We start from the raw sequence: 13,562 nt of genomic DNA on the forward strand, positions 1-13,562 counted from the left end.
CATAGCCACCCGATACGACAAAACCCGCGAATCCTACGAAGCAGCACTCACCATCGCGTCACTCCTGATCTGGATATGACCCTTTGAAGACAGGCCCTAGGGGCCGAAGGGCAGGGGCCGGGCGGAACGGTGAGGGTGCGGTTGGGCGGCCGGCACCGGGTTCTCCTGCATATGGAGGCCGAGGCGGAGGAGGACGGCCGCGGAACGTCCGTCGCGCGGATCGCAGCCGTGACCTCGGACCAGGGTCTCTCCGCTTCACCGGTGCTGCCGGATGCGGCGACCTGGGTGCTGCCCGACCTCGAGCTGCTCCGTACCGGGGCCATCGAGGCCGGTCAGCTGCACCCGCTGGTCGCGCGGGCCCTCGTACCGGATCTTCCGCAGCCGGCTCCGGCAACTGCGCGCTCCCGCACCGGCGACCGGGCGGAATCCTGGCGCCTCGTGGAATGCCGGGGAGCGCAGCACCGGATCGGCCTGGTCCAAGGGGCTCTGGCTCCGCTGGACCACGACCCGGCCGAGGTCCGCCGAGAAGAACTGCTGGTCGCCCTGACCGGTACTCCGCTGCCCTGCCTCCAGGCCATCGACGAGGCGCACCGACGGCCGGACTGTCTCACCGGTGTCCGCGAACGCCTCGACCACGGGGACATCGCCGGTGCTCTGGCCGTCGTCGAAGGGCTGCTCGGCCCCGAGGCGGTGCTGCGCGACGGTCCCCTGCGGGACGAACTGGAGGCCGCCGCGCAACGGCGGATCATCTACGGGCTGTTCAGAGTGGATCTGCCAGTCCCCGGCCCTGGCCGCCACCGCCCGGACCAGCGGCGTCCCGTTGGCCGTCGCCCGCGCCCGCATCGCATCACCGTCCGCTGAACCGGGGCCTCCGGCCCGGCCTATGTACTCATTCGCCCCTTCTCACACCCTCAGGTGATCACCCATGCTCGCTGTCGCCTCGTCCTCCGCCGATTCCCCACTCGCCGTCGCCGACACGCTGATGGCCCTGCTCCGCGACACCACCACCGAGCCGCGCCCCGACACCCAACTTGAGGCGCTGACCCTGGCGGTCTCCGCCGACCTGCCCGTGCTGCTCTGGGGCGAGCCGGGGATCGGCAAGACCGCGGCCCTCACCCAGCTCGCCGCCTCCCTGGACCTGCCGTTCACCACGGTCATCGCCAGCGTGCACGAGCCGTCCGACTTCTCCGGGCTGCCCATCGTCGGCGACGACCCCGCCGAACAGGGAGTGCCGATGGCCCCGCCGGACTGGGCCGTCCGCCTCGTACGGGCAGGGCGCGGGCTGCTGTTCCTGGACGAGCTGTCCACCGCGCCGCCCGCCGTGCAGGCCGCGCTGCTCCGCCTCGTACTGGAGCGACGCATCGGCGCCCTCCAACTCCCGCCCGGCGTACGCATCGTGGCCGCCGCCAACCCGCGCTCCTCGGCGGCCGACGGCTGGGAGCTGAGTCCGCCGCTCGCCAACCGCTTCGTACACCTCCAGTGGGCCCACGACCACGAGGTCGTCGTCCGCGGCCTCGCCGGGACCTGGCCCCGCGCGACGCTGCCCCGCCTCGCCCCCGAGAAGCTGCCCGAGGCCGTCGACTTCGCCCGGCGCGCGGTGTGCGGGCTGCTCTCCGCCCGGCCGACGCTCGTACACCGTCTGCCCACCACCGAGACGCGCCGGGGCGGTCCGTGGCCGTCACCGCGCAGCTGGGACATGACGCTGAGCCTGATCGCCTTCGCGACCGCCGCCGGATCCTCCAGGGAGGTGCTGTCCCTGCTGGTCAGGGGAACGGTGGGGGACGGCCCGGGGCTGGAACTGGTGGCGAGCCTGGACCGGATGGACCTCCCGGACCCCGAGACGCTGCTCGCCGACCCGGCGGGCGCCGTCCTGCCCGAGCGCGGAGACCTCCGGCAGGCCGCGCTGGAAGGAGTCGTCGCGGCGATCCGTACCCGCCCGGACAGGGCCCGCTGGGATGCGGCGTGGGCCCTCCTCGTCCGGGCGCTGGAGACCGGAGCCCCGGACCTGGTGGTCGTCCCGGCGACCACGCTCGCCGCGCTGCGGCAGGAGGACTGGGACGTACCGGCGGCCATCGAGGATCTCGCCGGGGTGGTGGCCCTGTCCCGGCGGGCGGACCGGGCGGCGGGCCGCAGCGCGATGGGGAAGGCGGGCCGGTGACGGCGACCGACGCACCGGGCGCACTCGACCTGGACAAACTCTTCGCCGCCCGACTGCAGGCGGCCCGGGCCCGCCCCTATCTGGCCACGGCGCTGTTCGCCCTGCACGCCGTGGAGTCATGGCAGGTCCCGACCATGGGCGTCGACCGGTACTGGCGGTGCTACGTCTCGCCCGTCTTCGTGGCGCGGACCCCGGTCGAGGAGCTGGCAGGAGTCTGGGTCCACGAGGTCTCGCACCTGCTGCGCGACCACCACGGCCGCAGCGACCGGGTCGCCCGGCAGCGCGGGTTGACCGGGCCGGGGGAGCGGCTGCGGATGAACATCGCCGCCGACTGCGAGATCAACGACGACGTGTACGGGGACGGCCTGGCCCGGCCGAAAGGCGCTGTCTACCCGTCGACACTGCACCTTCAGCCCGGAGAGCTGATGGAGGACTACCTGTATCAGTTCCGCCTCGGCCCGCGCACCCGGGAGCTCGCCTGGCTGGACTGCGGGAGCGGCGCCGACGGACTGGACCGTGAATGGGAGCTGGGGCCCGTGGGGGCACACGGGCTCAGCGCACAGGAACAGGACGCGGTCCGCTTCCGGGTGGCGCAGGGCATCACGGGCCGACCGGGAAACGCCTCGAAGGGGTGGAAGCGGTGGGCCGAGGAGGCGTTCCATCCGCCCCAGCCGTGGCGCCAGTTGCTGGGCGCGGCAGTCCGCTCGGCGGCTTCGAGCGGCGGAGCCGGCGAGGACTACACCTATGGCCGCCCATCGCGGCGTTCCACCGGACTGCCCGGAGTCGTCCTGCCCAGCCTGCGCCGCAGACCGCCCCGGGTCTCCGTCGTCATCGACACGTCCGGCTCGGTCAGCGACGCCGAACTGGGCAGCGCCCTCCTGGAGGTCGCCGCCATCTCCCGTGCGGTGGGCGGCCGCCGCGACCTGGTCACGGTCCTCGCCTGCGACGCGGCGACCCGGGTCGTGCACCCGCTGTGCCAGGCCGAGGACATTCCCCTGGTGGGAGGTGGCGGCACGGACCTCCGTACGGGCTTCGCCAGGGCGCTGCGGATACACCCCCGGCCCGACGCCATCGTCGTCCTGACGGACGGGCAGACACCATGGCCCGCAGCGCAACCGGCGTGCCGGACGGTCATCGGCCTGTTCCCGAGGGAGCACGGGCGCCGCTCCTGGGACGAGGACGACCCTGACTACATTCCGCCCGGGCCGCCGACGTGGGCGCGGGTGGTGGAGATCGGGTAGCTGGCCCCGACGAGGGCGGCGCGCCGCGTCAGCACGCCCCCACCAGCTCCGCCAGCGCCCCCGCCAGCGCGTCCAGCCCCGGGCCCGCGGGGCCGCCCGGCTCGGTCATGTACGTGTCGCGGCGGATCTCGATCATCAGGGCCGTGACCCGGCGGTCCGTGCCGTAGTGCTTCAGCGGGACGTACGTACCGGCGAACGGGCTGTCGACGCCCGTCCCGCCGAAGCCCGCGAACGCCGTCTCCGCCAGGGCGCGCAGCTCCGGCGGGGTGTGGAACGGGTCGGTGCCCAGGCAGACGGGCGGGCGGGGGCCGGTGCCGTGGAGTTCGTACGGGAGGGGTGCGCTCGGGTACGAGTGGACGTCGACGATCACCGCCCGGCCCGTGGCGGCGATGCGGGCGTCGACCGCCTCGGCCAGAGCATGGGCGTACGGGTGGAAGTAGCGTTCCAGCAGCGGGCGTTGGTCGACGTCCGGGGCGCGCAGGCGTTCGCGGTGGGTGGTGTCCGTGTAGACCGCGCCCATGCCGACCGCGCGCATCTCCTCGCGGTCGTCGGGGAAGCGTTCCGGGTCGACGACCAGGCGGGAGAGGGCGTTGACGTAGCGCCAGGGCCGGACAGGGCAGGACTCGGCCGCGCGGGTGGCCAGTTCGGCCGTGTGGGAGTCGGTGATGTGGTCGAGTTCCCGCTCCAGAGCACCGTCGTCCAGCAGGATTCCGTCGCGTACCTCCTCGGGAATCGTCCGGGATCCGTGCGGTACGTGCAGCAGTACCGGGGAGTCGGGGTTTCCGGGGACGAGGTGGAACGACGGCTGGGCGGCGGTGCTCATCGAGCGGGTCCTTCACGGCCGGGGCGGGGGCCCCGATCGTTTCATCTGCGGCGTCAGTTGGCGGAGCCGATCACCGGGTAGTGGTCGGAGAGGTTCGTGTACGTGTAGTTCGTGCCCCAGCTGGAGACCGTCCAGGGGGCGCTCTGCTCCTTGATCACATCGTTCTTCCAGCCCGACGGCTTCACATGACCGGCGCGGTGCAGGACGTGGTCCAGGTCCTCGCGGGGGTCGTTCGGGTAGCGCTCGGCGGCGATCGAGTTGTCGCGGGTGTCGAAGGAGTACGTGTGGCCCGTCTTGGTGTCGGCCGCCCTCAGGTCCGCGTCCTTGAGGAAGGAGGCGTACTCGGCGGAGTGCCCGTCCACGTTGAAGTCGCCCGCCACGATGACCTGTTCGGAGGCCGGGATCTTCTTGGCATCCAGGAAGGCGTCCATCGCCTTGAACTGGAGACTGCGCATCCGGGCGGCCTCGCCCGCCGAACAGCCGGGGTCGGTCGACTGGGCGTGCGTGCCGACGACATGGACGCGGGTGCCGTTGACGTTCAACACCGTGTAGGCGAAGCCCTTGTTGGACCACCAGTCGCCGCCGCAGGCGTCCTTGAAGACGTACTGCTCCTTGCGGATGATCGGCCACTTGCTCAGGATCGTGACGCCACCGTCCTCCGGGGTCGTCGCCGAGTACGAGCCGCTCGTGGCGTCCCAGCCGCTCTTGCTCCGGCCGACCACCGGCGTCTGGTACGGGTACTGGGCGGCGGAGTTCCGCAGCAGGGCGTCGGAGGCCCCGTTGTCGAAGGCCTCCTGGATCACGACCACGTCGTTGCCCCGGAAGAACGAGGTCTTCGGGATCTCTGCCGCCCGGTGGTCCTGGCCCCAGTTGGGGTACAGGGTCTTGCTGAAGATGAACGCGTTGTACGAGAGTACCCGCAGCGACGGGGTGTCGGCGGTGGTCGCCGCCGCGGCCTGGGGCGTGTTCACGGCCAGCGGGACGGCGGCGAGCGCGGCGGAGAGGGCCACGCCGGAAAGGCGGCGGAACGTGGAGTGCGGCACGAGGTCTCCTGCTGAATGAGTGGGGGCGTACCGGGTGGCACCCATCAAAGCAGCGGGAGTTACCCACGGGTAGACATCGGATGCCCTGAGTCTGTCCGGGCGAATGCCATCAGGATTCAGCCAGAGATCACATCGGCACGACGCAGCGCCGGTCAGCCCAGCTCGGCGTAGACGATGAGGTTGTCCACGGGGTGCCCCTCCGCGTCGAACGCGCCGTCGCAGGTCACCAGCCGCAAGGTGCTGTTCTTGGTGGCGCCGTAGACCCGCTCGGTGGGGAACGCGTTCTTGCTGACGGTCTCCTTGCCCGTGACGGTGAAGCGCAGCGACTTCCCGTCGCCGCCCCGGACGCGTACCTCGGCGCCCTTGCGGATGTCCTTGAGGTCGTGGAAGACGGCCCGGCCGAAGCGGGTGTCGTTGTGGCCGATCAGGACGGCCGGCCCCGGACGGCCGGGTACGGCTCCGCCCGTGTACCAGCCCGCCGTCATGCCCTTCTCCGCGGGCGGGACCTCGACCGTGCCGTCCGCGTTGAGCCCCAGGCGCATGAGGGAGCTGCTGATCTTGAGGGAGGGGATGGTGACCTGGGTGGGGGCGGCCGAGGCGTCCGTGGAGGGCGGTTGCTTGTGCGTGGTCGTGGGGGTCGGCGCCGAGGACGCCGGAGCGGACGCTGCCGCCGGTGGTGCGGCGGCCGACGGTGCCGGTCCCGCGCAGGCCGTCAGGGCCGCGCAGGTGACGAGTGCGGTCAGCAGGGCGGCCGGGCGGGGGTTGCGGGAGAAGGTGCTGCGGGAGAAGGCGCGGACGTGCATGGGGGCTCCAGGGGGTGACCACCGGGCGTGGCGCCGCCCCGGTGCGGGACGGCGCCACGCCCGGTCTCAGTGGTGAGGGGTGACGCGAGGTCAGCCGTTGCGGCGGCGCAGCACGAGCGTGCCCGCGCCCGCGAGCAGCGCGGCACCGGCCACCGAGCCGGCGAGGGCCGTCGTGCTGTTGTTGTCGCCGGCTCCGGCCGGGCGCTCACCGGCCGCCACGCCACCGCGCGGCGTGACCGCCGGGGCGGTCGCGGCCTCACGGGGTGCCGCGGGTGCCGGGCGGTCGCCCGCCGCGACGCCGCCACGGGGGGCGACGGAGGGGCGGGCCGCCGTCGGCGCGGCCTCGGCGGCCTTCGCCCGCTCCGGCGACACCTCCGGAACGCTCTCGGCGGGCGCCGACGGCCTCGGGGTCGCGTCGGCGAAGGCGGCGGTGGACGGGACCAGCACCGCGGCGGCGGCTGCGGCGGCGAGCACGGCGGTGCGCAGGGAGAGGCGAGCGGTCGAAGCTGTCATACGGATGGCTCCATTCATACGTCGCCCCGTGGCGGGCCCGGATGCCGTTGTGCACCGGGTACGGGGCAGGGAGCCAGGCTGACCGGAAGTTATGTGGAAGCTGTCAGGACACTGTGGTCATCCCATCAGGGCCACCTGCCGGGAGCCGGAGCGTGAAGGTGGAGCCCTCGCCCTCCGTACTGGTCGCGCTCACCGTCCCGCCATGGGCCTCGGCCAGCTTCCGGACGATGGCGAGGCCGAGGCCGCTGCCTCCCGTACGGCGGCTGCGGGACTTCTCCGCACGCCAGAAACGGTCGAAGATGTACGGGAGGTCTCCGGCCGGAATGCCGGTCCCGGTGTCCGCCACCTCGATCACCACCTCCCTGGCCCCGGATTCGGAGCCGTCCTCATCCCCGTCTTGGGTCCCGAAGGACCCGTACGCCCGCAGCGTCACCCTCCCGCCCGCCGGCGTGTGCCGTACGGCGTTGGAGACCAGGTTCCCCACCGCCTGCCGCAGCCTGACCGGGTCCGCAGGCAGAGTCGTGGCCGTCCCCGCCCCCGCCTCCACCGTCAGCGTGACCCCCGCCGTCTCCGCGCGCGCCTGGTGCGCGGCGGCGACCTGGCTCAACAGCTCCTCGACGCGGACCGGTTCGGGGTGCAGTCGCAGCACCCCCGCGTCGGCCGCGGCGAGGTCCTGGAGGTCGTCGATGATGTGCTGGAGCTGCACCGCCTCCTCAAGGAGCGAGGAGACGAAGGCCGGATCCGGGTCGGCCAGGCCGTCCTGGGCCGCCTCCAGCCAGCCGCGGATGTTGCTCAGCGGGGTGCGCAGCTCGTGGGCCACATCGCTGACCATGGCCTTGCGCTGTTCCTCCAGGCGCGCCCGGTGCGCGGACATGTCGTTGAAGGCGGCGGCGAGCCGGCCGATCTCGTCGTCCCCCGAGACCGGCACGGAGGCGTGCTCCTCACCGTCCCGCATCCGCTGCGCCGCCCCGGTCAGCGCGTGCAGCGGGCGGACCAGCCGGGCGCCCGCCAGCACCGAGGCGCCCACGGTCAGCGCCAGGACCAGCGCCGCCGCACCGGCGATCTTCGCGGTGTTGGCGGGCGAGAGGTCGAAGCCGGGCACCGTCGCGCCGCCCTCGTCCCCGATGAACAGGAGCGCGGGGGAGGCCACGTACGAGCTGAGCTGTTCGCTGCGCGCCGTCCCCACGCAGGAGGCGATGGCCCGGTCGTCCTCCCCGGTGAACTCCCGGGGCGGCTCGACCGCCGGGGCGGGGGCCGCCTCACGCGCGTCGCTGGGCTCAGGAGCGGGCCGGGGAGCGGGCAGAGGGCCGGGCACGGGTACGGCGACCCCCTCGCCCCACGACAGGTCCCGGTTCAGCCGCACCTTCCCTCGGTCCTGGCGCTTCAGGCAGGCGTCGGCCAGGTCGTTGAGCGCGGTGAGCGCCTTCTTCTCCGTACGGGTGGGCGCGTCCAGGTCCGCCGGATCGCACCGGGTCCCCAGCGCCCGTTCGGGGTCGTTGCCCACCATCTGCACCCGGGGCCGGCCGCTCGGCCCGACGACCACGTCCGCCGCGATCCCCACCCGGTTCAGGCACACCACCTGCCGGTCGGCGGTCCGCCGCAGCGCCGCCCGCTCGGCCGCCGGCAGCAGGAACGGCCCCACCGCCCGCGGGTCGATCCGGTCCGCGGCCGTGCCTTTGACCTCGGTGGACCGGGCGGCCAGCACGGTGTCCACGGACAACGGGTCGACCACCGCCGACGCCTCCGGCGGCAGCGCGGGCACAGTCGCCGCGGTGGCGGAGTCGGCGAGCGGCTGTCTGCTCTGCGTGGTCAGCGCCACGCGCCGGCCCGACTGCTCGGCCAGCTCCCGTACGGTCGCGTCCACCCCGTCCCAGGTCGGGTGGCGGGCCGCGTAACCGAGCAGGGTGTCGTAGATCCGGGCGTCGGCGGTGAGGTTCTGGCCCTGCTCCTGTTTGATCGCGCCCGAGGTGGTCTGGACGGCGAGCCAGGCCGTGGCCGCCACCGAGCACGCGGCGACCAGCGCCGACACACCGAGCAGCCGCCCCAGCAGACTCCGCCGCAACGGGACCCGGGAGCGGGCCCGGCCCCCTTCGCCACCCCGGTCCCTACGCACGCCGTGCGGCCTTCGCCGGGTCGGTCAGCTTGTAGCCGACCCCGAAGACGGTGAGCAGGCGCACCGGCCGCCGGGGAGCGGGCTCGATCTTCTTGCGCAGGTTCATGACGTGCACGTCGACCGTCCGGTCGCTGATGTACCGGTCGAAGCCGTGCAGCTCCTCCAGCAGCCGCTGACGGCTGAACACCCGGTCGGGACCGGCCGCCAGCGCGGCCAGGATCCGGAACTCACCCCGCGTGCACTCCACCGGCTCGCCGTCCACCGTCACCTCGTGCCGCTCCGGATCGACCACGAGGCCGCCCACCCGCAGAACGTGGTCGTCGGCCGCTGATGCCGCACCGCCCGGCCGCCGGGTGCGGCGCAGCAGCGTACGGACCCGGGCCATCAGCTCACGCGGGCTGTACGGCTTGGTCATGTAGTCGTCCGCGCCGAGGTCGAGCCCGAGCAGCAGATCGTCCTCCGTGGAGCGGGCGGTCAGCATCAGCACCGGCAGCTCCCGGGCCTCGGCCCGCAGCACCCGCACCACGTCCAGGCCGTCCGCCCGGGGCATCATGACGTCGAGAACGAGCAGGTCGGGTTCCTGGTGCCGGACGGCGTCGAGCGCGGCCAGCCCGTCGCCCACGATCCGTACGGCATGTCCTTCCCGTTCCAGATAGCGGCGTACGAGTTCGGCCTGCTTCTCGTCGTCCTCGGCAACTATGACGTCTGCGCACACGCCCCCGATCGTAGAGCGGGGCTACAGTGCGAGGCCGGGGCGGGTTCCGGAACACGGAAGCCGGGAAGGGGACCGGCGCGTTCATCTCGGTGAGGTGGCCGCACCGGCGGAAGGAGACGGGTTGAGCAGCCTCGGTACGGGTGGCGGCGGGACGACGCACAACACGGTGTCGGGGACGCCGTCGTCGTCGGGCCCCTCCTGATGGCGCAGCACATCGAGGGCATCCAGCTGCCGCCCGCCCCGCCCGACGCTCCGCCGAGTCAGGGGCCCCCGCCCAGCCGGGTGTTCGTCAACCGTACGAAGGAACTCACCGATCTGCGGGACGCCGCCCGGGCCCTGGCCGCCGGGCAGGAGCCGGGCGTCCTGATGGTGGTCGGGGTCGGCGGGGTCGGCAAGACGCAGCTCGTCGCCCAGTCCGTCCGGCGTGAACTCATGCAGTTCTTCCCGCAGGGGCAGCTCTACGTCGACCTGGAGGACCTGCGCCAGGACGGGGTGGTCGACCTCGCCGCGGTCCTCGGCGGGTTCCTGCGCGCCCTCGGGGTCAACAAGGACTACGTGCCCGGCGGACTCGCCGAGCGCACGGCCCTCTTCCGGAGCGTCGCCGCGCGCAGCCGCCTCCTGGTGATGGTGGACAACGTCCAGCACGCCCCGGAGGCCCGGGCGCTCGTGCCGCCGCGGGGGCTGCTGGTGGTGACCGGCCGCCGGGTCCTGCCGTCGCTGCTGATGGACGGGGCCGTCCTGATCGACGTCGCCCCGCTGGACGAGGCGGCCGGGACCGAGCTCGTACGCCGCTGGTACGCCGACGCGGACGAGGAGACCGCCGCCGACGTCGTACGGCTCTGCGCGGGGCATCCCCTGGCGCTGCGGGCCGCGGTGGAGTGGCTGGCGGCACGGCCGCACCTGACCCTGGAGGACGTGGTGCGCGATCTGACGGCCGGGCGGTACGGAACGGGCGACGACGGAGCACGTGAGGCGATGGGGGCGGCCATGGGCGCGAGCGAGGGAGCCGCCGAGGGCGGCGTGGGTGAGGCGGTCGGGGCCGTGCTGGACTCGGTGGTGGCCGGGGTGTCCGAGGAGACCCGTCACCTCTACGGCCTCTTCGGGGTCCTGCCCGGCACGACGGCGACGGCGGACCTGCTGCGGGCCGCTGGTGCCACCCGGGTCGACGAGGGGCTGGGTGAGCTCCTCTCCTCCCGGCTCGCGGTGCTGGTGGAGTCCGCGGACCGGCCCCGGCGCTACCGGTTGCACGACGTGGTGCGGGCCCACGCCCGGCTGCGCGCACGGGCGTTGCCCGAAGAGCGGCGGCGGGCCGTCCTGCGGCTCGTCGTGGACTTCTACGCCGACGCGGCGGCCCACGCCGATGCGTCGGTGCTGGGGGACCGGTTCAGGATCCAGCCGTCGCCTCTCCGCCCGCTCGCCGAACTCGGCCTGAAAAAACCGCTGTTCACGGGGCGCGCGGAAGCGCTGGAGTGGCTGGACGCGGAGCGCGTCAACCTCCAGGGCGCCATCCGTGTCGCCGCCGGCCAGGGGTGGCACCAGGAGGTGTGGCGGCTCTGCGAGTCGCTGTGGGCGCTCTACCACAGCCGTAAACACCTCGCCGACTGCGTGGAGTCGGGCCTCCTGGGCATCGAGGCGGCCCAGCACGAGGCGCGCCCCGACGTCGAGATCCGGATGCGGAACCAGGTGGCCCGGGCCGCTTACGAGCTGGGCGACCTGGACCGTGCGGAGTCCCAACTCGACGCCGCGGCAGGCCTTCTGGAGCTGGCGGGCGACCCGCGGCTGAGCGGCGTCGTCTGGGAGAGCCGCGGGCTGATCGCGCTGGCGCGCGGCCGGTCGGCGGGGTCGCCGCACGCGGCGGGTGAACGGGCCGAGGAGGCGCGGCAGTTGTTCGAGCGGGCGCTGGCGGCCAACCGCGCCGTGCCCGACCGGCACGGCGTCGTCGTACAGAGCTACAACGTGGCCCAGGCGCTGCTTGCGGGGGAGCGGTGGAGCGACGCGCTCGGCGTGCTGGACGAGGCGGCCGAGGTCGCCCGGGCCACCGGAGACGAACCCATGCTGCTCCGGATCGACCTCGTACGGGCCCATGCCTTCGTCGGGCTCGGCTCGCTGGATCGTGCGGTCACCGCGACGGTGGCGGCGGCCGACCGGGCGGCCGTGCTCAAGCAGTTCGCCAAGCTGGACCAAGCGCTCGAACTGCTGGCCGCACTCGCCGACCGGGCCGAGGACCGGCCCCTGAGGGCCGCCTGCGAGGAGAAGCTCGGCGCACTGCGGCGGACCATGGGACTGAGGCCACCGGCCGCACCCCCGGCCTGATCCTCTGCCTACCCTGTGGCCTGTCCCCTCACCTCTACCCGGAGCTCCGCGTTGTCCTCGGTGCCGTCGCTGCTCAGCCGTCCGTACGCCCGGTTCCGCCGTGGAGCCCGGCCCGGCCACGACCGGTGGAACACCTGGGACCCGCCGAAGGCGGAGGTGCTCGGGGTGGCGCGGACGCTCACCTCCGCCACCCGGCTGGTGGACGTCATGCACCTGCTGCGCACCGAGGACGGGATCGAGAAGTTCTTCACGGTCAACCCCGGGTCGGCGTTCGCGGACGGGCTGGACTCCTATCTCACCGGGCTCGGCGTCCAGGTGCTGAGCTGGAAGGAGGCCACCCGGCGCTCCTTCGACCTGGCGGTCAGCTGCTCGGTGCACCCGACGATGCGCCGGCTCGACGCCCCGCTGATGGTGCTGCCGCACGGCGCGGGGTACAACCGGCTCGTCACCGAGTCGACGGGCGACGCGCTGTCCCCGGCGGGGCTGTCCCGGCGGGAGCTGATGTGGCGCGGGAAGGTCGTCCCGCAGGCGATCGGCGTCTCGCACCAGGCCCAGATCGACCGGCTCGCCGAGACCTGCCCCGAGGCCGCCCCGTACGCCCTGGCCGTCGGCGACTGGTGTTTCCAGCGGATCATCGCGAGCATGCCGCACCGGGACCGCTACCGCTCGCGGCTCGGCGCGGTCGACGGGCGGCGGCTGGTGGTCGTCCACTCCACCTGGAGCCGGCACTCGCTGCTCGGCCGCCATCCGGAGCTGCCGCTGCGCCTGGTCACCTCGCTCCCGGCGGACGAGTTCGCCGTGGCGGCCGTCTTCCACCCCAACGTGTGGGCCCGGCACAGCCGCCCGGGGGTGCTGGAGCGGCTGGGCGCCGCGATGGACGCCGGGCTCATGATCATCCCGCCGCAGGAGGGGTGGCGTGCCGCCGTGGTGGCCAGCGACTGGGTGGTCGGCGACCACGGCAGTACGACGTTCTACTCGGCCGCCGCCGACCGCGTCACCCTGCTCGCCGCCACGGGCCTCGACGAGCTGGATCCGGCGTCGCCCGCCGCCGCGTTCGGGCAGGAGGCGCCACGCCTGGATCCCGACGGTGATGTGTACGCGCAGTTGCTCGCGGCGGCCCGCGGCCACGACCCGGCCGGGCTGCGGCCCGTCGTGGACCGCCAGCTCGCCTCGGTCGACACCTCCGGTGAGGTGACCCGGGCCAGGATGTACGCGTTCCTCGCCGGGCGGGGGGTCGGGGTGCCGGACGCGGCCCCACGGCCGCTGCCCGTACCGGCTCCGGAGCCCGTACGCCGTACCTCCGCCACGGCGTACGACGTGACCGGGGCGTACGACCTCGGGGGTACCGTCGATCTCCGGCGCCGGCCCCTGGTGGCCGGGCACCACACCGAGGCCCTCGGCTTCTATGCCGTCACGACGGAGGAGAACCATCCCCACTGGCCGCACGCGGCCGAGGTGCTGGCCCGGACGGCCGCGGACGCCGAGGTGGCGGCCCTGGACTGGGCTGCCGACGCCGCCGTGCGGTACGAGAACCTCAACGTCCTCGTGGCGCGGTTGGACGGGAGCCGCTGCCTCGTCCGGCTGCGCGGCGGACGCCAGTTGGAGGCCCGCACGGAACGCTCCTGGGGTGAGCGGAGACCCCTCCTCGACCCGGTCCTGCTGGGATCGGCCGTCAACCTCTGGATGACCGACGCGGAACGGGTCAAGGACCTCACGGACGGACTGACCTTGCGCACGGGCCGGTGGGAGGTCCGGGTCGCGTTCACCGAGCCGTCGGGTGGCCCCGGCGGCGGGCTCTGAGGCGGGCCCTGAAACGGCCCCGGCAGCGGGCTCTGAAGCG

The 13,562-nt window shown here is 73.6% G+C and carries 10 protein-coding genes and 1 pseudogene; 5 read left to right on the plus strand and 6 right to left on the minus strand.

Annotated elements, in window-relative coordinates:
* Positions 1-96: 96 nt before the first annotated feature.
* The 3 genes and pseudogenes from IF17_RS0132465 to IF17_RS0132475 form a co-directional block, all read left to right on the plus strand.
* Positions 97-861: pseudogene (locus IF17_RS0132465) on the plus strand (hypothetical protein); the annotation flags it as partial.
* A 64-nt stretch (positions 862-925) separates the two neighbouring features.
* Positions 926-2,158, plus strand: a complete 1,233-nt coding sequence (locus tag IF17_RS0132470) for an AAA family ATPase (RefSeq protein ID WP_030573901.1) — start codon at positions 926-928, stop codon at positions 2,156-2,158.
* Positions 2,155-3,399 (plus strand): vWA domain-containing protein, encoded by a 1,245-nt coding sequence (locus IF17_RS0132475; protein WP_030573902.1) that lies wholly within the window; start codon positions 2,155-2,157, stop codon positions 3,397-3,399. Before IF17_RS0132470 ends, IF17_RS0132475 begins: the two co-directional genes overlap by 4 nt.
* 28 nt (positions 3,400-3,427) lie before the next feature.
* Here IF17_RS0132475 and IF17_RS0132480 read toward each other — a convergent pair whose 3' ends face one another.
* From IF17_RS0132480 to IF17_RS0132505, 6 genes are all read right to left on the minus strand, one after another.
* Entirely contained in the window at positions 3,428-4,222 is a 795-nt protein-coding gene (locus IF17_RS0132480) for an N-formylglutamate amidohydrolase (RefSeq protein ID WP_030573904.1), read from the minus strand.
* Positions 4,223-4,275: 53 nt separating this feature from the next.
* The gene (gene sph, locus IF17_RS0132485) at positions 4,276-5,265 is read right to left on the minus strand and encodes a sphingomyelin phosphodiesterase (RefSeq protein WP_030573907.1); all 990 of its coding nucleotides are present in this window, start codon (positions 5,263-5,265) and stop codon (positions 4,276-4,278) included.
* A gap of 152 nt (positions 5,266-5,417) precedes the next feature.
* The gene (locus IF17_RS0132490; RefSeq protein WP_030573910.1) at positions 5,418-6,068 is read right to left on the minus strand and encodes a class F sortase; all 651 of its coding nucleotides are present in this window, start codon (positions 6,066-6,068) and stop codon (positions 5,418-5,420) included.
* A 90-nt stretch (positions 6,069-6,158) separates the two neighbouring features.
* Complete coding sequence (locus tag IF17_RS0132495) at positions 6,159-6,581, minus strand: hypothetical protein (RefSeq protein WP_030573913.1); 423 nt, start codon at positions 6,579-6,581, stop codon at positions 6,159-6,161.
* Positions 6,582-6,684: 103 nt separating this feature from the next.
* On the minus strand, positions 6,685-8,694 hold the full coding sequence (locus IF17_RS0132500; protein ID WP_078616107.1) for a sensor histidine kinase: 2,010 nt from the start codon (positions 8,692-8,694) through the stop codon (positions 6,685-6,687).
* Positions 8,687-9,409, minus strand: a complete 723-nt coding sequence (locus tag IF17_RS0132505; protein WP_030573919.1) for a response regulator transcription factor — start codon at positions 9,407-9,409, stop codon at positions 8,687-8,689. Before IF17_RS0132505 ends, IF17_RS0132500 begins: the two co-directional genes overlap by 8 nt.
* A 201-nt stretch (positions 9,410-9,610) precedes the next feature.
* Between IF17_RS0132505 and IF17_RS0132510 the strand changes: the two genes are divergently transcribed.
* Together IF17_RS0132510 and IF17_RS0132515 are read left to right on the plus strand one after the other, a co-directional pair.
* Positions 9,611-11,722 (plus strand): tetratricopeptide repeat protein, encoded by a 2,112-nt coding sequence (locus IF17_RS0132510; protein ID WP_030573922.1) that lies wholly within the window; start codon positions 9,611-9,613, stop codon positions 11,720-11,722.
* Positions 11,723-11,773: 51 nt separating this feature from the next.
* Positions 11,774-13,522 carry a hypothetical protein gene (locus IF17_RS0132515; RefSeq protein WP_030573927.1) on the plus strand — a complete coding sequence of 583 codons (1,749 nt, stop codon included), beginning with the start codon at positions 11,774-11,776 and terminating at the stop codon, positions 13,520-13,522.
* Positions 13,523-13,562: the final 40 nt, after the last annotated feature.

This window comes from Streptomyces cyaneofuscatus, from assembly GCF_000718135.1.
GTDB lineage: Bacteria > Actinomycetota > Actinomycetes > Streptomycetales > Streptomycetaceae > Streptomyces > Streptomyces cyaneofuscatus.